This window comes from Pseudoalteromonas sp. KJ63-1 (genome assembly GCF_055808145.1).
This window is the reverse complement of the sequence record NZ_CM147855.1, coordinates 2,882,940-2,904,066: the sequence shown is the minus strand read 5'-3', so window position 1 is coordinate 2,904,066 and position 21,127 is coordinate 2,882,940. Positions and strand designations below refer to the sequence as shown.

Sequence of the window (21,127 nt, the reverse complement as noted above, 5' to 3'; positions counted from 1 at the left end):
ACTAGAAAGTTAATAAAAAAGCGATTTTTACTAATGGGCTAATAAAAAATGAGGGAAGTCTGTGAGTAAAATATCAACCAAAAAATGTGCGTTAGCACTGGCTATAACAGCAAGCTTATCTGGGTATGCAATAGCAAATGACGAGGCAATTGATCGTCAATCTTCTGCAAAGGCAAGCGAAGAAGTGGTACAAGAAGTACCAGAGAAAATAACAGTAACAGGCTCGCGTTTAAAGCGTGATAGTTTTTCGGTTACGACTCCGCTGGTTACCATGGACAGAGCATCAATTCAGGATACAGGCTTAGGCAATCTTTCAGATGTATTAATCGATAATATGCCTGCACTGAGTCAAAGTATTGGTAACACAACCAGCCAATCAAGCATTTCGGGTACTGGTTTATCAACAGTCCAGCTTCGTGATTTAGGCGCTAATAGAACGCTGACATTGATTGATGGCCGCCGTGTTGTCTCTAATAGTTACGGTGGTAATTATGTCAGTTTAAATACTATTCCTAGTGGCATGGTAGAACGTGTTGAAATTATTAGTGGTGGTGCGTCGGCCACTTATGGTGCCGATGCGGTTGCTGGTGTAGTTAATATTATTACCCAGTCAAAAAAAGAAGGTTTTGAATTTCAAGCCCGAGGCGGTGAAACAACAGATGGTGGCGGTCGCGAGTTTACGCTTGATTTAAACTACGGAACGTCATTTGCTGATGATCGTGGTTATGTATTTGTTAGCTCAAACTGGGATCGTGATTTTGGTATGACCTTTTACGATCGCGACCGAGCGCAAATAGAAGCGGCGCATAGTTACGATGATGAGCTGATGTGTAATCAAATGTACACTGCTGATGGTTATCAGTGTATGAGCGGTATTACACAAGCTGATTGGGCAAGCAAAAGCGATGGCACTTTAGGCGGTGTATTTTTAGAAAGCAGCCGAAACGACACTCAGTTTTGGTACGACGGTCAGACACTACGTGATGACTGGAAAGGCAATGAAGAGATATACGGTATCAACTCACAACAATACGTTATGCTTGATGTACCTAGTGATAACTTTTCGACCGCAATAAAAGTAGATTATGATGTAACAGACGACATCATGAGTTATTTCCAAATTCAATACAGTAAGAGTGGCTCGTTCAACGATAAGTCACCAGAAGATGAATACGAAGGGGCTTATGTACCTCGCTACGACCCAGTGACAGGGGATCCTATCGATGATATTGCGCCAGGTTATATTCCTATTGATAACCCATATGTGCCACAAGAAATTATTGACAGTAACCCATACAAAGACCGTATTTATTGGGATCGTCGTTTTGGTGAAGTAGGTAATATCAGCACTGACAACGACCGTACGACTATTCGTACCTGGACTGGCCTGCAAGGTATGATGTTTGATGATACATGGGATTGGGATATTTCTGCCGGATATGGTCAATTTAAACAGCATCAAATCCGCAGTAACGAGTTAAACACAGTACGTGTTAACCAAGCCCTGCAAGCTGAAAAGCTAGCCGATGGCACTATTCAATGTAAAGACGCCGAAGCGCGAGCGCAAGGATGTGTCCCGCTTAATTTATTTGGTGAAGGGTCTATTACCCCTGAAATGGCTGACTGGATCCGTACAAATCCAATTATTGATACTGAGATTCAACAGTACACGGTAATGGGTTATATCACCGGTGACTTATATGAATTGCCAGCAGGTAATGTGTCTGCAGTATTTGGTGCAGAGTATCGTAAAGACTCGCAAAGCTTAGATACCAGCGATGATATGAAAGCGGGCGGTATTACGTTTAACGTTGTGCCTTCTTTTTATGGTGAAGTAGAAGTATATGAGGCGTTTGCAGAGCTTGCAGTGCCACTACTTAAAGATGTGCCATTTGCTAAAAGCTTATCGGCAGAAACATCGTTGCGTTTAGCAAATTACAGTATTGATAATATCAGCACCGTAGCCAGTTATAAGTTAGGATTATTGTGGCAGCCAATTGACGGGTACATGCTACGTGCTAACTATGCGCGTGCACAGCGTGCCCCAACTATTACAGAGCTATTGTCACCCCCTCGTGGCGATTTTGATTCATTTGATGATATTTGTGATGGCTTAACTGCAACATCAACAAACCCAGGGCACGATAACTGCCGTTTAGAGCCAACCTTGGCACAAAAGCTGGCTGATGATCCTGACTTTAAATTTGAAAGTGAAGACAATAACTATTCACCAAATACGGGTAATCCAAACTTAAAAGAAGAAACAGCCGATACCTATACCTTTGGTATTACTGTTTCTCCTGAGTTTTTAGATGGCTTTAACTTAGCGGTTGATTATTACGACATTGCCATTGTTGATGCAATTGATGAAATAAGTAACGAAAACATCATGCGTGAATGTTATGACTCAGAGGCTGCGTGGGGTAGTGATAACGAATATTGTAACGATATTACCCGTAACGACGAAGGTAACATCGTAAAAATACTACAGCGTGAATATAACTTAGATGAGTTAACAGCGCGCGGTTACGATGTAGTTGCAACTTACAAATATGACATAGGCAGCTATGGTAACCTGTCATTTAAGCTTGATTACAATCATATTATTGAAAACTCGCAAACCTATGAAGGGTTAGATGGTTCTAGTGTGACTTCTCAGTATGCAGGTTATGGCCGTTCAAAAGATAAAGCCGCTATGTCGATTGTATGGAAAATGGATGACTTACGTATCCGCTGGCGTACAAATTACGTAGGTGCTTTTAAAGCAAGCCAAGAAGATGAGAAAGATTACCTTGAATATGTTGCTGCAAATGATGAACGCTGTGCTACGGGCGATGCCGGTTGTATTGCTAACCCTGAGCCACTGGCATATCAAAACTATGGCTCATTTTTAAAGCATAGTTTATCAGCGTCTTACACTATGGCACTGACAGATAAGAGTGACTTACGTGTATTTGGTGGGATTAATAATGTATTTGACGACAAAGGGGCATTTTATCCAAGTGGCCGAGGGAACTTCTATAGCCGTTACGGCGGCGGTGCTGGTCGTTATGTTTATCTAGGTGCACAATATAGATTTTAATAATTTTTAGCTGTATTTGTTTGCAAAGGCACTCCTTCGGGCGTGCCTTTTTTATTGCTTATAAAATTTGTTTTATCGCAGTGAAAGCGTTTAGTATAAGGCATAACTTAATTTTATTATGAACGAAGGACTTGCTATGAAATATCTCAAAATGGGTGGTTTAATTGCATGTTTAGCAGGGCTTACGGGGTGTTCTGATGATGTTGCTTCAGTGAGTCTAGGGTTATTTACCACTAAGGATGTGGTAGTTAATTCTCAGCAAGATCCGCTTGTGACTGGGGTTACTTGTCATATTAGTCACATTGAGGCTAATTTAGACTTTTCAGATCCCTCAGATATGTCGATTGCTTGTCGTCAAACGGGGCCAATTACCGCAGACCAATTACAGTCTATTGACCGTAGTAAGTCGGGCGAAGTTGTATTTAAATCATCTAAGAGTATTTTGTTTAAGTCGTTAAAAGTTCGTCGCATTTATGATGCTAAAACACATACGTTATTGTATTTATCGTACTCAACTAAAGAATCTACGGGCAGTCATCATCACGCGCTTTCTACGGTGCCTTTATACAATACACAAGCATGGCAATGGGCGAAGGGGCAAGAGTAGTTTATGTTAACCCTATTTAAATCAAAGCCCTTATTGGCAGAACAAGAACAACAGTGGCTAGTTGATACCTTTATTTGGGCTGCAGAAAACTTTGACCTGAATTTTTTTACTAAGCACAGCCAAATTATTTTGCCAACGGTCGAGTTTTTTCCTGATTCGGTTTCAAGCATTGAAGAAATGGCCAGTAAAGTGTTTGCGCGTGTTAAACACTATGCTGGTATGAGTGAATGGCCTATGACACTTGTTGCACCGCAACAATTACAACCTCAGGTGTTTCCACATTTTGAATTTAGTGAGCATCTACGTGGTGAGCACTGCCATTTAATGGTGCCACCAAGCCATACAATTAATGTGTCGTTTAACCCAAACCAAATTAATCAGCCACAAGATTTAGTAGCTAGCTTTGCAGGTACTCTTGCTACCATTTTAATTCATCATGTAGGCGTATTGCCCCCAGGTGGTAAAGCGTACTTACCTCAAGCAACGGATGCTTTAGCGTGCTTTTTAGGTTTTGGGGTGATGATGAGCAATACTGTGTACCAGTTTAAGGGTGGTTGTGGCTCATGTTACAACCCATATGCCAATCGCGAAGCCAGGCTCAGTGAAACCCATACTGTATTTATGCATGCTTTAGTAAGCTACTTTAAGCAAGATAAACACTCTAAAAAACATTTAAAACCGCATTTAAGAGGCCAATTTAAAAAAGCGCAAAAAGAAATAAAAGCGTTGGTTAATCAGTCGGCTAATCCATTATTGTTAGCTTTTTCGCCAGAGCAAGCCTGTTAGCCATGGTTTATATTGATGAGTTTTTATTAATTGCCATCGCTCATTTTTTTGCAGTGGCCAGCCCTGGGCCCGACTTTGCGGTAGTCCTTAAACAAAGTGTACAGTACGGAAGGTATAATGCGCTATGGACCAGTGCAGGTGTAGGCGCAGCTATTTTATTACACATAGCTTATTGTGTGTTGGGAGTCGCGCTGGTTTTAACTCAATCGCCTTCGTTGTTTATGGCACTTAAATATATAGCCGGTGCTTATTTAGCGTATTTAGGTGTGCAGGCGCTTCGCGCTGCTAAACCTTCAAATACCGCCAATAATGAGCAGATAAAACCCAGCCTTGCAGTTGAGTCATCATGGCGTGCGTTTCGCCGTGGTTTTTTTACCAATGCATTAAACCCTAAGGCTACGCTATTTTTTATGTCGCTGTTTACCTTAGTGATTAGTCCTACTACACCGGTAATAGTGCAAGTGGGGTATGGTGTTTATATGGCGCTTGCTACTTGGGCTTGGTTTTCTATTTTGTCGCTATTGCTATCAAAAGCACGGGTGCGTAACTTTTTTCAACAAAGTGGTTATTGGTTCGATCGCGGCATTGGCATTATTTTAATCGCACTGGCTGTGCGAGTTGTTATTTAACAGAGGTCTGTTGACCTTTGCAAATTTGATCTTGAAAGGTCAATAGACCCTAAGGAATAGTATGGCGTTATATAATTTTTCGTTTGGCTCCAATATGTCATCTAATCGTTTATTGGCACGTTTACCTAATGCAAAACGTGTGGGTACGGCGCTTTTAAAAGGTTATAAGTTAACCTTTAATATGGCCTTTGCTGATGGTTCAGGTAAATGCACTATTGTGCCCACTAATGAACCCGATGCCGTGGTATATGGGGTGGTGTATCAGCTTAATGAGGCCGAAAAAGAGATCTTAGATAAAATTGAAGGCCCTAATTACGACTGTGTTGATTTAACCGTGAGCCTTTTAGATGACGATGATATTAATGTGCACTGCTATATAGCAAACACACATGACGACACACTGCTACCTTATGATTGGTACGTGCAGCATGTATACCGAGGCGCACTTGAGGCTGGCGTACCCGAACACTACAGTCAACGTATTTTAGCTTACCCGAGTAAGCAAGATACGAATAAAGCGCGCGCCGAAATAGAATTTGCGGTTTATCAAGATTAAACAAAAATAATAACCTAAGGTAACACAATGAAACTAACAAAATTAGCCACAGCCGCATTATTGGTTGGCTGGGCGTTCACGAGCTCTGCAGCGGTTGATACCGATAAAATTTCAGAGGTGATCAACGCTTCAATGACACGGTTTGATGTACCCGGAATGGCCGTTGCTATTGTTGAAAATGACAAAGTTGTATTCGCTAAAGGCTTTGGTGTTGCCAACCTCAATACTAATAGCAAGGTGAATAAAGACACTTTATTTGGCATTGCTTCAAATACCAAGGCATTTACCAGTGCAGCACTGGCTAAGCTGGTAGATGAAGGCAAATTAAGCTGGGATGATCGCGTAATTGATCACCTACCCGAATTTAGATTGCATGACCCATACGTTACCCGTGAAATGCGAATTCGCGATTTGCTAAGTCATCGCAGTGGTTTAGGGCTTGGTCAAGGTGATTTAATGATTTGGCCAAGTACTGATAAATCGGTAGCCGATATTTTATCGGGGCTGAAATATTTAAAACCTGCTAGCAGTTTTCGTAGCCAATATGCTTACAACAATCTAATGTTTGTTACCGCTGGTGAAGTTGTTGCCCGTATATCGGGGATGAGCTGGAACGACTACATTGAAAAAAATATTTTACAGCCGCTCAATATGAGCAACTCACGGGCTGGCTTTTCGCGTATCGCTAAAAATAACAAAAACTGGGCAATTGGGCACATCCCAATGGACGGTAAATTGCATCCCTTTTTTGTTAATTACCTTGAAGACTTCAGAGGCGCAGGAGCCATTGCATCAAGCGTAAATGATATGAGCCAATGGCTACGTACTCAACTTGCTGGTGGCAAAATGCCTAATGGCGAGCAGCTATTTAGTGAAAAGCAGCAAGCACAAATGTGGCACCCACATATTACCTCACTAGCATCCAAAAGTGCTTATGAAGCGTACTATCAGCAATTTAGAGGTTATGGGTTGGGCTGGAGTATAGAAGATTACCACGGCGTTAAGAAGCTGGCACATGGTGGTGGTATTTTAGGTATGGTCTCGCAGGTTACTCTTTTGCCAGAGAAAAATGTGGGAATTGTGATATTAAGCAACCAACAAGCGTTTTCTGCATTATCGGCGGTGACTCATGAAGTATTTGAAGATGTACTAGAGCTTGAAGATAAAGACTGGGTTGAAGATTTAGCTAAAAAGCACTTTGCAGGTAAAGAAAAAGCCTATGCTAACGCGGCTCCTTCAGTGCCAGCAGATATCCAGCCGGCATTGCCAACCATTAATTACACCGGTACGTTGCATGATGATTGGTATGGCGATGTAATAATTGAAGAGTTAGATGGTAAATTACGCATTGATTTTACCCATACAAAGCGCCTCAAAGGTGAGTTGGAGCATTACACAGGTAATACCTTTATTGTTAAATGGGATGAAAAGCTATTAGAGGCAGATGCCTTTATTCGTTTTTCTATGAGTGCAGATAACCGTGTAGAATCAGCGAAAATGAAGGCAGTTTCAACGCAGGTGACCGATTTTAGCTTTGATTTTAGAAATCTTGACTTAAAAGCTAAATAACCAGAACCTTGCTTATATAGTCGTTTAGTATCAACCAAAGTCGCAAAGCCACCCTAAGGTGGCTTTGTTATACTCGTTAAGCAACTTATTTTTGGAGTTAACTATGCGCACTGCGATTATTTCTCACCCCCACTGTCGAAAACATAAAATGATTGACGATCATCCAGAGTGCCCTGAGCGTTTGGATGCGATTAACGACCGTTTACTTGCAAGTGGACTGGATGTCGCCATTGAGCAAAAACAAGCGCCTAAGGCTTCGCGTCAGCACTATTTATTAGCGCATAGTGAACAACACATTAAGCATGTAGAAAGTATGATCCCAACCGAAGGGCTCAGCGATTTGGACGGCGATACCTGGTTATGCCCCGATTCATTGAAAGCAATTGAACGTGCAGTAGGGGCAGGATTACTCGCTGTTGATGAGATTTTAGAGGGTAAATTGGATGCCGCGTTTTGCTCAGTACGCCCGCCAGGGCATCACGCTAATCGCGACAGCTCTTCTGGTTTTTGTGTGTTTAACAACCTTGCGATTGCGGTTAAATATGCACAAAGCAAAGGGGTAAAACGCATTGCCATTATCGATTTTGATGTGCACCATGGCAATGGTACGCAAGATATTTTTATGGATGATGAAAATGTGTTGCTGTGCTCGTTATTTCAATATCCATTTTATCCAAATACTGCCATTAAAAATAACGCCACGTTGATAAATTCACCTTTGCCTATTGCTAGTGATGGTACTGATTTAAAGGTACTTTATGAGCAACAATGGCTACCAAGATTAACAGAATTTAAGCCTGAGCTACTTTTTATAAGCGCAGGATTTGACGCGCACCTTGAAGATGATATGGCCAGTCTTAAGTTTGTTGAAAGTGATTATATATGGCTTACTGAGCAATTAGCGCAATTTAGCCAACAACATGATTGCTTAGGAATTATCTCTTACCTAGAGGGAGGATATTCGCTATCAGCTTTAGGGCGCAGTGCGATTGCACACGTTAAGGCCTTAGTTGATTTCGGCGAGTAACATAAATGTCTGATCAGGAGTAAGCTGCTCTATTTTACTGAGGCAACATTGTCCTTCTTTTGCTAAGTATTCCTTTACCAATTGCGCTAATTGTATTGCACTGAGTGCATTATGCGCATCGCCATTTAAACCTTGATAGCCACCTACTTTATCTAAAATAACTACGTTTTTCTGCTCATTCACGTCCATAGTATAAATAAAATCATGTAACTCATCTGCATGCTCTAATAGCTCAATCTCATTATTATAAATAATAATTAATGGGTAACTGATGCTCATATATTGTCCTAAATCAAATTGTTATTTACTGAATAATTTATAATCGTGCATTGGTTTAATTTTGGAAGTAGAAGCAATGCCCCACACTAGCCGCTATCAAAAAGTATGCGATGTTTTTACCAATAAAGTGATCGCCTGTACTGAGAATACCCCTTTAATTGAAGCGGTAAAATTAATGCGTGCGCACAATGTTAGCGCTATTTTTGTTAAACATCAGCAACAAATAGTGGGAGTGTGGACTGAAACTGATTGTTTAACGCTTAACTTTTCTGATCAGACTCTTAGACAGGTAATGATTGAGAAAGTGATGTCGAGCCCTGTATTAAGTGTATCCAGCCAACAATTATTAACCGATACCGCGATGGTGTTTAATAAGCATGGCGTCAGGCATTTACTGGTGACTGATGCCAATGATAACCCGAGCGGGGTGATCAGTATTACTGATATTGTTAGTAATCAAGGGTTAGAGCATTACCTGCAATTTAGACCGATAAACGAGCAATATAACAAAAATATTAGGGTAGTACCGAGTTCATTAGCTATCAATGATGCAGTTAACTTAATGCGTGAACACGCCGAGAAAGTTGTTTTAGTCCTTAATGAAGATGAAAATGCCCATGGCATTATTACCCAGCGAGATTTACTCAAACTGATCACCGAGCAGCACAACCATCTTGTTTGTTGGGATTTAGCGAGCCGTCCTCTTTATAAAATAAGCCCTCAAGACAGCCTTTTTGATGCTTACAGGTTGATGTCGGAGAGTAATATTCGGCATTTAGTAGTAAGCGAAAATAATCAAATAAACGGTGTATTATCGCTTGAAAACTTAATTAATGAAATTGAAACTGCGTATTGCTGCGAGCTTGAAAAGGTACTTCAACAGCGTGATATTGCACTGCAGCACTCACAGCGTAATTTATTCTTAGCCAATAAAATTATCGACTCCTCCCTAGATGGCATCATGATCACCGACTCGAATGGAGTGATTATGCAAGTAAACCCTGCATTTACTCATTTAACCGGTTACAAAGAATATGAGGTGATAGGTAAGCGGCCTAATATGTTGAGCTCAGGGCGTCATGATAAAAACTTTTACATAAAAATGTGGGACTCACTGACCAAAACTGGGGTATGGCAGGGGGAAATTCATAATCGTAAAAAATCTGGCGATATTTATATTGAGTGGCTCAGTATTATAGAAATAAAAGAGCCAAGTCATAGTGATGTGATTTATGCCGCTATTTTTAGTGACATAACAGAGCGAAAAAGCGCAGAAGAAAAAGTGGTGCAGCTAGCATATTTTGATGAGCTAACAGGCTTACCTAACAGGCGCTTATTTAACGATAGACTCTCTATGGCACTGGCCGCTGCTCACAGAGATAAACAAATGTTAGCGGTAATGTTTATTGATCTTGACCGTTTTAAAGAGGTAAACGACAGCTTAGGCCATAACGCCGGTGATACCTTATTAAAATTAGTCTCTGAGCGTATTATTAACACCCTCAATGAGGGAGATACATTGGCACGATTAGGGGGGATGAGTTTATCGTATTGTGTGAGGTTGAAAACGTAGCAGCTGTTATCAGACTCGCAGAAGGGATTTTAAATCACTTAAATACCCCCTTTAAATTGGAAGGATTTGAAGTGGGTGTTACCGCCTCTATAGGTGCAGCCGTTTATCCAGATGATGGCTTGGACAGTGAAACATTATTAAAGCATGCTGATATTGCCATGTATCGCTCAAAAGATGTGGGGCGTAATTCGTTTCAGTTGTTTCAACCCTCAATGAATGCCCGCTCCCTTGAGCGCTTAGCGATGATGAGCCGCTTTCAACATGCACTCGAACATGATGAGTTTGAGCTTTATTTTCAGCCTAAAAAATGTTTAAAAACAGGGGCGATTATGGGGGCTGAAGCATTACTGCGTTGGCATGACCCTGATTTAGGCACTATTTCACCAGCGCAGTTTATTCCACTCGCTGAAGAGTTAGGTTTAGTTGTACGTCTCGATTTATGGGTTATTAACCAAGCCGGTAAAGAGTTAACTCTTTGGCAAGCAAAAGGAATGAATCTCGGACGTTTAGCGATTAATGTATCTGCTTGCCACCTAAGTCAAGGTAAGTTGGCTGATAATATTAAAGCCATGCTAACTCACTATCAATTACCAGGTAATTTACTTGAAATAGAGCTGACCGAAAGTAGCTTTATAGGCTCTTTTTCACAGGCAAAAGAACAATTACAACAGCTTAAAACGCTAGGTGTGCATATTGCGCTTGATGACTTTGGCACGGGGTATTCGGCGTTAAGCTATTTAACCAAATTGCCCTTTAACTCATTAAAAATTGATGCCAGTTTTATTGCGAAAATTCCTGATGAATACGGCAATAGCCAAATTGTAGCGGCCATTATAGCTATGGCGACAAGTTTAGGATTAGATGTGGTTGCTGAAGGAGTTGAGCATGCCTCGCAAGAGGCACACTTAGCAACAATAGGCTGCAATATTATTCAGGGTTACTATTATTGCTATCCATTAACACGACAGCAATGGATAGCATTTTATAACCAAGCAGCAAATGGTTATTCTGAGTCTACACTCACTTCATAAGAGGTGAATTTTCGAATATTAATCACACCGCTATCAAAAATTAAGTACTGACCTTTTATACCTTGTAAAATACCGCTAACAACAGGGTTTTTATCAAAGTTAAATGAGCTAATTTTGCTTGGGTATTCACTGACTGGAAAATCAAGGCTTACTACATCTTCATCAAGCTGTTCAATGGCGGTTGCGCCAAACAACTCACTCAGCTCTGTGAGCTTTTCGCTTATTTGTGGAATAAGTTCAGCGGCCGCTGCTTTTAAATCAAGCGCGTCGTTTTGCCCTTTAAGCATATTGCGCCAATTGGTTTTATCAGCAATAAACTGTGCCAGCGCTACTTCAACAAAGCCCGATTGTAAACGAGTCTGCACTTTAAAAATAGGTAAAGCTTGGGTTGCCCCTTGGTCAATCCAACGGGTAGGTATTTGTGTATGGCGAGTAATGCCTACTTTTAATCCAGAGGTATTTGCTAGGTAAACAAAATGCGGGATCATGCAATTTTCTTCGCCCCACTCTGGCTCGCGGCAGGTGCCTTGGTCGTAATGGCAGGTTTCAGGTTTCATGATACACATATCGCAACTGGCAAGTTTGCGCATACACACAAAGCAATGCCCTTGAGAGTAGCTCTTTTTGGTTTTTTTACCACAGTTAGAGCACAAAATTGTGCCACTAAAAGTAAGGGTTAGCTGTTTGCCAATTAAGGCATTTAAATCAACCAGCTGCTCACCTACAGGTAGATGATATTGAACTGGCTCTGTTAAGCTCGACTTTAATTTACGCAGTGTACCTTGCATCTTTTCTTGGCCCCAAAGATGTTAAAAAGGGGAGTTTAACATTTTTAGGCTGTATTGGCTTTTTAAGAAGTCTAAATAATTATCATAAGAGAGTGCTTTGGCATACAAGTAGCCTTGAGTACGGTCGGCGTTCATCGTTGTAAGTAGTTGATGAACCTCTTGAGTCTCTACGCCCTCAATCGTGATAGTTAGGCCCAGATTATGTGCCATATCTATGGCTGTTTGTACAATAACCTGATGCGCACGGTTATCAGTTAAATCAAACACGAACGACTTATCTACTTTAAGTTCGCTAAAGTGATAGTTAACTAAGTAGCTAAGCGATGAATAACCCGTACCAAAGTCATCGAGTACCACTTTAACGCCCAAGGTGGCAAGTTCCTCAACTAAGGTGACTAATGCATCTTGGTTTTCGACAAAAGCAGACTCAGTCAGTTCAAACTTTAATAAGTGAGGGGCAACTTGATATTTAATTAAAATATTCTCTACTTTTTCAGTCAAATTAGTAATGGCTAGATTTTTTGCACTTAAATTAATACTAATACTATGATTGCTTATGCCATCGGATGCCAGCTTTGCAATGTCTTTACAGGCTTGTTCAATAACCCAAATTGTTAATTCATTAATAATACCAGTGTGTTCGGCGAGTATAATTAGCTTTTCTATCGAAATGCTTTTAAAGTCAGCATCGGGCCAACGTAGTAAGGCTTCAGCGCCGTTTATACTGCACTCCTCTAAGCTTACCTGTGGTTGATAATACAGTGCCAGCTGATCCTCTCTTATCGCTTGTTGTAGCTTGGCTGCAAGGGCAACGTCCATGGTAAGGTTGTCATATGCAAGTGATGAGCTTACTTTGCTTAGGTTATGTTTAGCGTCGTGTAATGCTAAATAGCCTCGTTTTAACCAAAACTCAAAATCATCACGTTTACCGTAACCACTAATGCCAACACTGTAATTAAGTTGTAAGTCTAGACCTTTAATTTGATATGTTTTTGGTAACTTATTTAAGATCTGTTTGAGTAATTCTTCGAGCGTATACTGACTCTGGTTTTTAGTGGAAATACAGGCAAATACGCCACTGCCTAAATCAGCAATTTTAGCTGGCTGATTAATACCACTGTTGAGATGAAAAAACTCTCGTTCAAAGCTTAATTGGCATTCAAGTTCGTGAGCAACATGTTTAATTAGCTCATACCCTTGCGAGGGCGTAATAATGGTATTTAGAGAGTTAAAATGACGTATTTTCACCAAACATAAAGTGGTAGAGCGCCGCTGTGCCTTGAGTGCCATAAAGGCATATTTTAGTTTGGCGCTATTGAGTAGCTTAGTTTGCTGGGTATGTGTTGCATGATATAGCGCTTGCTCACGCTGGTAACGAATCCGATCAGCAAGTGCCATTGCCATTAGGACAATTTCACACAAAATGGCAATTAAAAATGCATGGCGTATTGAAAAGCTATAGGAAATAACACCTGTGAGCTCTAAAGGTTGAACGGCTGCGCCAATGATCAGTGGCACCCATGAAAACACATAAAACTTAGCCCAACGAAAACCACTTCTTAATTTGTTATAAATTAAAATGGAGCAGACAATATAGAGTGATCCTAAAATTACAAAAAATATCGGCGCAGCTATGTTTTCGGGAATGAAAAAGCTCAATATACCGAGAACTAGCATCAGCCTTAATAAACCGATGCTTAATTTATAACGCCAACAGCCGTCTTTGTGATAACGCAAAAACAGTGTACAAAATGCGAGGGTAAAAAACGCCATGGTGTAGTTGACCACAATGACTTTTTCGTGAATAAATAATTGCCATTCAAGCGGCCATAAATAAAAGCCAAATCCCAGCACAGTTCCCATTAATGCAATAGCGCTAATAATGTAGCCAATATAAACTAAGTAAACACGGTCTTTAATGCCAAAATAGAGCAATAAGTTGTACAGCGAAGCCATTAATAGTACGCCAGCAAAAATTCCCCAAATGCCTGTTTGAGAGCGCACTAAGTCAACAAATACAGTATGGCGATACAAATGAATTGGGGTTTTACTAATCCCCACGGTATCTATTTTTATGACTAATTGTTGTTTAGATTGGCCATCAAGCTTAAAACGAATATGGGGCACGCTGTACTTAAATAAAGTAAGGTGCGGCTCTTTATCACCAAGTTTATAAGTGTCGAGTAGCTGGTTATTACTATTGAGCCGATATATAGTGAGGTGATCCACCATAGGGTTATCAAAGTGCGCCACCACATCTTCTTCTTTGCTGCTTTTGTTTTCTAAATCAAGGCGTAACCAATAATTTTTCTGTTGAAAACTCCAAGGAATATCGTTAAATTCTTGCGCTGTAAACTGCGCTTTATTACTCATTACTTCTGCGAAGTTTTGTGTTTTACTCTTGTCTATGTAATATGCATGATCGAGGTAAACAGGAGTTATTTTATCTATGGTATAGCGAGATGGCATCACAAAGTTTGTTGCCAATGTGCTGATAATAAAAAAGATAAAAATTAGTATTACGACCGCTATCGCATGATAGCGCAAGGTTTTAAATTCCAATATTAACCTGTGCCCTGATTATTTTTTTATAGTGTAGCAGTAAAAAGCGCAGATAATCTGCGCTTATAAAGTTTAATGAGTAAAACTCAATAATTATTGTTCACGAGCAATTGCACGATAGGCTATATCTGTACGGTATTCCATGCCGTTCCAGTTGATTTCATCAACCAGTTTGTAAGCGCGCTGCTGTGCTTGTGTAACTGTATTACCCAGTGCCGTTGCACATAGTACACGGCCACCGGCAGTCACAATATTGTTACCGTCTTGCTTAGTTCCTGCATGAAAAACTTTTTCGCCTTCAGGGTAAGCTACTTTCAGGCCACTAATCGCATCACCTTTCGGGTAGCTATCTGGATAACCTTTGGCAGCTAAAACAATACCTACAGCAGCGCGTGAGTCGAACTCAATAGTGGTTTTATCAAGTTCTACACGATTAGCAGCTTCAATCAGTTCAACTAAGTCTGATTGCAAACGTAGCATCATAGGTTGTGTTTCAGGGTCGCCAAAACGACAGTTATATTCAATTACTTTTGGTGTGCCGGTGTCATCTATCATCAAGCCTGCATACAAAAAGCCAGTGTACGGATGGCCTTCGCTAGCCATACCTTCTACCGTAGGGTAAATCACTTCATTCATAATGCGTTGATGAATTTCATTAGTCACTACCGGTGCCGGAGAATAAGCCCCCATACCGCCAGTATTTGGACCCGCATCGCCATTGTAAGCACGTTTATGATCTTGGCTGGTTGCAAACGGCAATACGTTTTTACCATCAACCATCACAATAAATGACGCTTCTTCACCTTCTAAAAACTCTTCAATCACAACACGGCTGCCAGCTTCACCAAAGGCATTACCCGCAAGCATATCGCGAATAGCCTCTTCAGCCTCGTGCTCGTTCATGGCTACAATCACGCCTTTACCTGCCGCTAAACCATCGGCTTTTATAACAATCGGTGCGCCTTTCTCTTTTAAATAGGCAAGCGCAGGGTCGATTTGTTCAAACGTTTGGTAATCAGCGGTTGGGATAGCATGACGTGCTAAAAAGTCTTTAGTGAACGATTTAGACCCTTCAAGCTGGGCTGCACCTGCTGTTGGGCCAAAAATAGCTAAGCCGTGTTCACGAAACTTATCAACAACACCTAATACTAGCGGCACTTCTGGACCAACAATGGTTAGCTCAACATTATTTTGCTGTGCAAAGCTAAGTAGTCCATCAAGATCTTCAACGTTAATTGCAACGTTCTCAAGTTTTGGCTCAAGGGCTGTGCCCGCATTACCTGGAGCAACATAAACAGTGTTTACTTTTGTATTTTGAGCGGCCTTAAACGCAAGTGCGTGTTCGCGGCCGCCGCTGCCAATGACTAATACATTCATGGCGAATTTCCTATTTAAAGCGGTTTTTTAAATTTCAGCGTCATACGGTCGCTTTCACCTATGGCTTTATATTTAGCGGCATCTTGCTCGCCAAGTCTAAGGCTCGGTGGAAGGGTCCATACCCCTTTAGGGTGATCGGCTGTATCAAGAGGGTTTGCATTAATATCGCTTTTTGCTTCAAGTTCAAAACCTGCTTGTTCAGCAAGTGCAATAACCACACTCTGCTTCATATAACCTGATGACTTTTGCATTTCATCGGCTTGCTCTTCGGGTAGGCGATGTTCAACTACGCCTAAAGTGCCGCCAGGTTTAAGTGCTGTATAAAATGACTTAAACGCATTGCTTGCAGCTTTTTTATCTTTACTCATGTACCAGTTATGGACATTACGAAAAGTAAGTACCATATCGGCGCTACTTGCAGGAGCAATATCTAAATGAGTAGAAGGAGCAAACTCAGTAAGTTTAACGTCACTAAAGCGGGCATCTTCAGCGATTTTAGCTTTAAAACCAGCAAGAGAACGTTGGTAGTAACCTACCGATGAATCAGCAGGAAAATGCGCGGCATAATAGGTGCCTTGCTCTTTTAGTGCTGGCGCTAAAATTTCACTATACCAACCACCGCCAGGCGCAATTTCTACCACAGTCATTGTTGGTTTAAAGCCAAAAAACTCGAGGGTTTCTACAGGATTGCGGTATTGGTCGCGTTCACTACTGCGCTCGCTTGCTTTAACTGCATTTGTTAATGCTGAGTCGTGGCCATGGTTGTGTGCTAATGCCATTGTTGAACTTAATGACAGCGTGGCAACCAGTAGAGATTTTAGTGCAAATTTCATCGTCTAATCCTTCACATTATAATTGTTAGTCATGGTTATAGAATAAGCAGAATACGTGAATTTGATGCAAACAAAAAGAGCTAACTGAAGTAGTTAGCTCTTTAAGCGATTAATGGCGGAAATGGCGCATACCCGTAAACACCATTGCCATACCAGCTTCATCAGCTGCGGCAATTACTTCTTCATCGCGCATTGAACCACCCGGTTGAATAACCGCGGTAATACCTGCTGCGGCTGCAGCATCAATGCCATCACGGAATGGGAAAAATGCATCTGATGCCATGACTGAGCCTTTAACTTCAAGGTTTTCATCAGCGGCTTTAATACCGGCAATTTTAGCTGAGTAAACACGGCTCATTTGGCCTGCGCCAACACCAATAGTCATACCGTCGCGGGCATAAACAATGGCGTTTGATTTAACAAATTTAGCCACTTTCCAACAGAACAGTAAGTCTTTAAGTTCTTGCTCAGAAGGCTGGCGCTTAGAGACAACCGTTAAGTCGTCTTGCGTTACCATACCTAAATCACGGTCTTGAATTAGAACGCCGCCATTAACGCGTTTAATATCATGGCCTGTGCCTTTAGCTGAAAACTCACCACACTCTAATAAGCGAACATTTTGCTTAGCCGAGACTATTTGAGCCGCTTCTGCACTTACGCTTGGTGCGATAATAACTTCAACAAATTGACGTTCAACAATCGCTTGTGCAGTTTTTGCATCAAGCTCTTGGTTAAAAGCAATGATGCCGCCAAACGCTGACGTTGGATCTGTTTTAAAAGCGCGATCGTACGCTTCTAAGATATTGTCGCCAATTGAAACACCACATGGATTAGCATGTTTTACAATAACACACGCAGGTACATCAAATTCTTTAACACACTCAAGTGCGGCATCGGTATCGGCAATATTGTTAAACGATAATGCTTTACCTTGTAGCTGAGTCGCTGTCGCCACAGACGCTTCAGTGATGTCGCTTTCAACATAAAACGCGGCATCTTGATGCGAATTTTCACCGTAACGCATATCTTGTTTTTTAGTGAATTGCATATTAATAGTACGTGGGAACTTAGTATCTTCAGCGGCTTCTTCTGTGTAATCAGGCACCATTTTACCGAAGTAGTTAGCAATCATACCGTCGTATTGCGCTGTGTGCTCATAGGCGGCAATAGCTAAATCAAAGCGGGTTTTGTAGGTGGTTGAGCCGTTATTATTTTGCATTTCGCTGATAATACGGTCGTAGTCGCTTGCGTTAACAACAATCGTCACATCTTTGTGATTTTTAGCTGCTGCACGCACCATGGTTGGGCCGCCAATATCGATGTTTTCAATAGCATCTTCAAGGCTGCAGTTTTCTTGAGCGACAGTATTCGCAAAGGGGTATAAGTTAACTACAACGATGTCGATAGCAGCAATGTTGTTATCTGCCATTACGCCTTCATCTTGGCCACGACGAGCAAGAATACCGCCATGAATTTTTGGGTGTAGGGTTTTTACGCGACCATCCATGATCTCAGGGTGTCCGGTGTGATCTGATACTTCGGTAACTTTAATCGCATTATCAGCAAGTAGTTTACAAGTGCCGCCAGTTGAAAGTATTTCAACACCTTGTGCTTCTAGTGCACGGGCAAATTCAACAATACCGGTTTTGTCTGACACACTCAAAAGTGCGCGACGTATAGGACGATGTGTATCCATTGTAGTTTGATTTCCTCAGTTAATGAGCTAGCTTAGAAGCGCGTATTTTAACTGATTACGACTCAAAAAACGACTTATAACGACCCATAAAGCGTGAGCATTTTGCAATTTCGTTAATAAATTTTACAGATAAAAAAAGCACCCTAAGGTGCTTTTTTAAGAGTGTTTTATAAAACACTCAGTGTATTGAATCAGTAAGCGCGGTAAAGCAATTACGGCATCAATACCTTAGGTATTAGTTCATACCGTATTTTTTTAGCTTTTTACGTAAAGTACCACGGTTGATACCTAGTAAAATTGCCGCACGAGTCTGGTTGCCACGTGTGTAAGTCATTACTTCTTCAAGCAATGGCGCTTCTAGCTCAGAAAGAACAAGGTCGTAAACGTCTTGCACATCTTGACCGTTAAGCTGTTTTAAGTAGTGGTGAACAGCTTTTTTTACTGCATCACGCAATGGCTGCGGTTTCTCGTGTGACTGAACATGAGGGTTTGTGATAAATGGAGAAGTCACGTTTTGTTCGAACATTATAAAGTCTCTTTCTTTCTTAGTTAGCTGCTAGTGTTTTAAAGTATTGCTCTAATGCGACGACCTGTTCCTCGGAATTGTCGAGCGCATTAAATACTCGCCTAAACTGACCGTCACTGTCATGGGTTTGCAAATACCAAGATACATGTTTGCGAGCGATTCGTGCTCCCATTGGCTCACCGTAAAACATATGGAGGTTGGTTAAATGCTCCATTAAAATACTGCGCACCTCTGCAATAGCAGGTGGCTGCATATGTTCACCAGTTCGCAAATAGTGGTCTATCTCCCTAAATATCCAAGGGCGACCTTGGGCGGCTCGACCAATCATGATGGCATCTGCACCCGTATAGTCCAAAACCTGCTTTGCTTTTTCAGGTGATGTAATATCACCATTAGCAACCACAGGTATCGACACTGAACGTTTTATATCCCTAATTGTGGCGTACTCAGCATCACCTTTGTACATACATGCGCGCGTGCGCCCATGTACAGCCAGTGATGCAATGCCATAACGTTCAGCTATTCTTGCAATCTCTACACCATTACGGTTGTCCTGATCCCATCCAGTACGGATTTTAAGTGTTACAGGTATATCAACCGCATTAACGACGGCATCAATAATCTCTTCCACGAGTTCTGGAAACTGTAATAAGGCTGAGCCTGCAAGTTTCTTGTTCACTTTTTTTGCTGGGCACCCCATATTGATATCTATGATCTGTGCACCGTTTGCAACATTGAATTGTGCGGCCTGTGCCATAAGCTCAGGGTCTGCTCCTGCAATTTGCACCGCACGTATACCCGACTCACCAGAATGATCCATTCGGTTCATCGACTTTTCGGTTTTCCAAACCTTCGGATTAGACGACAGCATTTCAGACACAGCAAGGCCAGCGCCTAAACGACGACATAACTGTCTAAATGGTCTGTCTGTTATGCCCGCCATAGGCGCGACAATGACATTATTCTCAAGTTGGTATGAACCGATACGCACGATATTCAATAGGCCTCTTTTCAAGGGGCGCTAAGTTTACGGCTTTTTGCGCAAAAATCAAAGGCTATAAATTGAACAAAAGTGACTTTTTTTTGCTCTTTTCGTATTGACATTTGATAACCGTATGACGAAGCGGTTTATTTGTGTGAATTTTGAACGGTCGTTGTTTTTATAATAAAAAATCTTTATTTTTTATTATGTAAAAAAATAGTAAAGCCTGTTAAATACAGGCTCTAGAAACGACTTTTGAGTTAATGCTCTAAATTTTTAAAAACGCACTATTATGCTTTTTTAATGCCACTGACTCGGGTCCAATCGCCTTCACTGGCAATCTCATCAAGTTCAATAAAGGGCGCATATATATCAGCAACCGATTTTGCTTGCTCTTCTAAAATGCCCGACATGGCAATTTTACCACCTGGTTTTAATAATCCTAAAATCACACTATGAAGCTCACGCAGAGGTTGCGCTAAAATATTTGCCACAACAATATCAGCTGTAAATTCAGGTTGGTTTTCAGGTAGGTAAACCTCAAGCTTGTCAGCAACGCCATTACGGTTAGCGTTATCTAAGCTTGCTTCTAGCGCTTGCGGATCAATGTCTATCCCTATCATGCGCTCAGCGCCTAATTTAATTGCTGCTATACCTAATATGCCTGAACCACAACCAAAATCGACTACTGTTTTGCCGCTTAAGTCTTGGCTTTCAAGCCACTTTAAACACAGCGCGGTGGTGGCGTGCGTGCCAGTACCAAATGCAAGGCCAGGATCAAGTAGCACATTGACTGCGTCAGGGTCTGGAATATCGCGCCAGCTAGGGCAAATCCATAGTTTTTCGCCAAATTGAATAGGGTGGAAGTTATCCATCCACTCACGTTCCCAATCTTTGTCTTCGAGTTGCTCGATTTTGTAAACTAAATTGTCTTTGAGCTCATCATGGCGCTTTAATAACGCAACCACGGCGTTCATATCGTGATTAGCTTCGAACAGACCAATTACTGTGGTATCAGCCCAAAAAACGACAGTGCCAATTTTGGGTTCGTAAATAGGGGTGTCTTTAGCATCAATAAAAGTAACAGAAGCACTACCAGCTTCCATTAATAAGTCACTAACTGCATCAGCGGTTGCAGCATTGGCATTGATACGGATTTGGATCCAAGCCATGTTTATTTCCTTGAAATAGAAAAAAGGCCGCTACAGCGGCCTTTTGAGTTAA

The 21,127-nt window shown here is 41.3% G+C and carries 16 protein-coding genes and 1 pseudogene; 8 read left to right on the top strand and 9 right to left on the bottom strand.

What is annotated here, in order from left to right; all coding sequences use genetic code 11:
• Positions 1 to 61 precede the first annotated feature (61 nt).
• The 7 genes from AC0L7Q_RS13850 (at position 62) to AC0L7Q_RS13820 (ending at position 8,256) form a co-directional block, all read left to right on the top strand.
• Positions 62 to 3,082, top strand: coding sequence for a TonB-dependent receptor domain-containing protein (locus AC0L7Q_RS13850; protein WP_409423991.1), 3,021 nt, complete (start codon positions 62 to 64; stop codon positions 3,080 to 3,082).
• A gap of 136 nt (positions 3,083 to 3,218) precedes the next feature.
• The gene (locus AC0L7Q_RS13845) at positions 3,219 to 3,689 is read left to right on the top strand and encodes a CreA family protein (protein WP_409423990.1); all 471 of its coding nucleotides are present in this window, start codon (positions 3,219 to 3,221) and stop codon (positions 3,687 to 3,689) included.
• Positions 3,690 to 3,692: 3 nt separating this feature from the next.
• The gene (locus tag AC0L7Q_RS13840; protein ID WP_413400845.1) at positions 3,693 to 4,475 is read left to right on the top strand and encodes a hypothetical protein; all 783 of its coding nucleotides are present in this window, start codon (positions 3,693 to 3,695) and stop codon (positions 4,473 to 4,475) included.
• A 2-nt stretch (positions 4,476 to 4,477) separates the two neighbouring features.
• On the top strand, positions 4,478 to 5,104 hold the full coding sequence (locus AC0L7Q_RS13835) for a LysE family translocator (protein WP_409423988.1): 627 nt from the start codon (positions 4,478 to 4,480) through the stop codon (positions 5,102 to 5,104).
• A gap of 61 nt (positions 5,105 to 5,165) precedes the next feature.
• The gene (locus AC0L7Q_RS13830) at positions 5,166 to 5,660 is read left to right on the top strand and encodes a gamma-glutamylcyclotransferase family protein (protein ID WP_409423987.1); all 495 of its coding nucleotides are present in this window, start codon (positions 5,166 to 5,168) and stop codon (positions 5,658 to 5,660) included.
• Positions 5,661 to 5,687: 27 nt separating this feature from the next.
• Entirely contained in the window at positions 5,688 to 7,229 is a 1,542-nt protein-coding gene (locus AC0L7Q_RS13825; protein WP_418157314.1) for a serine hydrolase, read from the top strand.
• 103 nt (positions 7,230 to 7,332) lie between these two features.
• Positions 7,333 to 8,256: a histone deacetylase family protein gene (locus AC0L7Q_RS13820; protein WP_413400843.1), complete on the top strand. Its 924-nt coding sequence runs from the start codon at positions 7,333 to 7,335 to the stop codon at positions 8,254 to 8,256.
• Here AC0L7Q_RS13820 and AC0L7Q_RS13815 read toward each other — a convergent pair.
• Positions 8,236 to 8,535 (bottom strand): hypothetical protein, encoded by a 300-nt coding sequence (locus tag AC0L7Q_RS13815; RefSeq protein WP_409423984.1) that lies wholly within the window; start codon positions 8,533 to 8,535, stop codon positions 8,236 to 8,238. The genes AC0L7Q_RS13820 and AC0L7Q_RS13815 overlap by 21 nt on opposite strands.
• 76 nt (positions 8,536 to 8,611) lie before the next feature.
• On the opposite strand from AC0L7Q_RS13815, the pseudogene AC0L7Q_RS13810 reads away from it, so the two are divergent.
• A pseudogene (locus AC0L7Q_RS13810) lies at positions 8,612 to 11,139 on the top strand (EAL domain-containing protein).
• On the opposite strand, the gene AC0L7Q_RS13805 reads toward AC0L7Q_RS13810, so the two are convergent.
• From AC0L7Q_RS13805 to prmA, 8 genes are all read right to left on the bottom strand, one after another.
• A complete protein-coding gene (locus AC0L7Q_RS13805; RefSeq protein WP_413400841.1) occupies positions 11,112 to 11,927 on the bottom strand; it encodes a DUF2797 domain-containing protein in 816 nt (271 codons plus the stop codon). The pseudogene AC0L7Q_RS13810 and the gene AC0L7Q_RS13805 overlap by 28 nt on opposite strands.
• Positions 11,928 to 11,948: 21 nt before the next feature.
• Positions 11,949 to 14,489: an EAL domain-containing protein gene (locus AC0L7Q_RS13800; RefSeq protein WP_413400840.1), complete on the bottom strand. Its 2,541-nt coding sequence runs from the start codon at positions 14,487 to 14,489 to the stop codon at positions 11,949 to 11,951.
• 93 nt (positions 14,490 to 14,582) lie between these two features.
• Positions 14,583 to 15,866: a phosphoribosylamine--glycine ligase gene (gene purD, locus AC0L7Q_RS13795; protein WP_413400839.1), complete on the bottom strand. Its 1,284-nt coding sequence runs from the start codon at positions 15,864 to 15,866 to the stop codon at positions 14,583 to 14,585.
• A 14-nt stretch (positions 15,867 to 15,880) separates the two neighbouring features.
• Positions 15,881 to 16,699, bottom strand: coding sequence for a class I SAM-dependent methyltransferase (locus AC0L7Q_RS13790; protein WP_290191742.1), 819 nt, complete (start codon positions 16,697 to 16,699; stop codon positions 15,881 to 15,883).
• A 109-nt stretch (positions 16,700 to 16,808) separates the two neighbouring features.
• Complete coding sequence (purH, locus tag AC0L7Q_RS13785) at positions 16,809 to 18,395, bottom strand: bifunctional phosphoribosylaminoimidazolecarboxamide formyltransferase/IMP cyclohydrolase (RefSeq protein ID WP_413400838.1); 1,587 nt, start codon at positions 18,393 to 18,395, stop codon at positions 16,809 to 16,811.
• 235 nt (positions 18,396 to 18,630) lie between these two features.
• Positions 18,631 to 18,921: a DNA-binding transcriptional regulator Fis gene (gene fis, locus AC0L7Q_RS13780; protein ID WP_002957804.1), complete on the bottom strand. Its 291-nt coding sequence runs from the start codon at positions 18,919 to 18,921 to the stop codon at positions 18,631 to 18,633.
• A 19-nt stretch (positions 18,922 to 18,940) separates the two neighbouring features.
• Positions 18,941 to 19,912 (bottom strand): tRNA dihydrouridine synthase DusB, encoded by a 972-nt coding sequence (gene dusB, locus AC0L7Q_RS13775; RefSeq protein ID WP_010391792.1) that lies wholly within the window; start codon positions 19,910 to 19,912, stop codon positions 18,941 to 18,943.
• Positions 19,913 to 20,193: 281 nt separating this feature from the next.
• Positions 20,194 to 21,075 carry a 50S ribosomal protein L11 methyltransferase gene (gene prmA / locus AC0L7Q_RS13770; protein ID WP_413400837.1) on the bottom strand — a complete coding sequence of 294 codons (882 nt, stop codon included), beginning with the start codon at positions 21,073 to 21,075 and terminating at the stop codon, positions 20,194 to 20,196.
• Positions 21,076 to 21,127 lie beyond the last annotated feature (52 nt).

What these genes read in the sequence shown, in the direction of transcription:
- AC0L7Q_RS13845 (WP_409423990.1), top strand. Translation starts at nt 3,219, where the DNA reads ATGAAATATCTCAAAATGGGTGGTTTAATTGCATGTTTAGCAGGGCTT.
- AC0L7Q_RS13840 (WP_413400845.1), top strand. Translation starts at nt 3,693, where the DNA reads ATGTTAACCCTATTTAAATCAAAGCCCTTATTGGCAGAACAAGAACAA.
- AC0L7Q_RS13835 (WP_409423988.1), top strand. Translation starts at nt 4,478, where the DNA reads ATGGTTTATATTGATGAGTTTTTATTAATTGCCATCGCTCATTTTTTT.
- AC0L7Q_RS13830 (WP_409423987.1), top strand. Translation starts at nt 5,166, where the DNA reads ATGGCGTTATATAATTTTTCGTTTGGCTCCAATATGTCATCTAATCGT.
- AC0L7Q_RS13825 (WP_418157314.1), top strand. Translation starts at nt 5,688, where the DNA reads ATGAAACTAACAAAATTAGCCACAGCCGCATTATTGGTTGGCTGGGCG.
- AC0L7Q_RS13820 (WP_413400843.1), top strand. Translation starts at nt 7,333, where the DNA reads ATGCGCACTGCGATTATTTCTCACCCCCACTGTCGAAAACATAAAATG.
- AC0L7Q_RS13815 (WP_409423984.1), bottom strand. Translation starts at nt 8,535, where the DNA reads ATGAGCATCAGTTACCCATTAATTATTATTTATAATAATGAGATTGAG.
- AC0L7Q_RS13805 (WP_413400841.1), bottom strand. Translation starts at nt 11,927, where the DNA reads ATGCAAGGTACACTGCGTAAATTAAAGTCGAGCTTAACAGAGCCAGTT.
- purD (WP_413400839.1), bottom strand. Translation starts at nt 15,866, where the DNA reads ATGAATGTATTAGTCATTGGCAGCGGCGGCCGCGAACACGCACTTGCG.
- AC0L7Q_RS13790 (WP_290191742.1), bottom strand. Translation starts at nt 16,699, where the DNA reads ATGAAATTTGCACTAAAATCTCTACTGGTTGCCACGCTGTCATTAAGT.
- purH (WP_413400838.1), bottom strand. Translation starts at nt 18,395, where the DNA reads ATGGATACACATCGTCCTATACGTCGCGCACTTTTGAGTGTGTCAGAC.
- fis (WP_002957804.1), bottom strand. Translation starts at nt 18,921, where the DNA reads ATGTTCGAACAAAACGTGACTTCTCCATTTATCACAAACCCTCATGTT.
- prmA (WP_413400837.1), bottom strand. Translation starts at nt 21,075, where the DNA reads ATGGCTTGGATCCAAATCCGTATCAATGCCAATGCTGCAACCGCTGAT.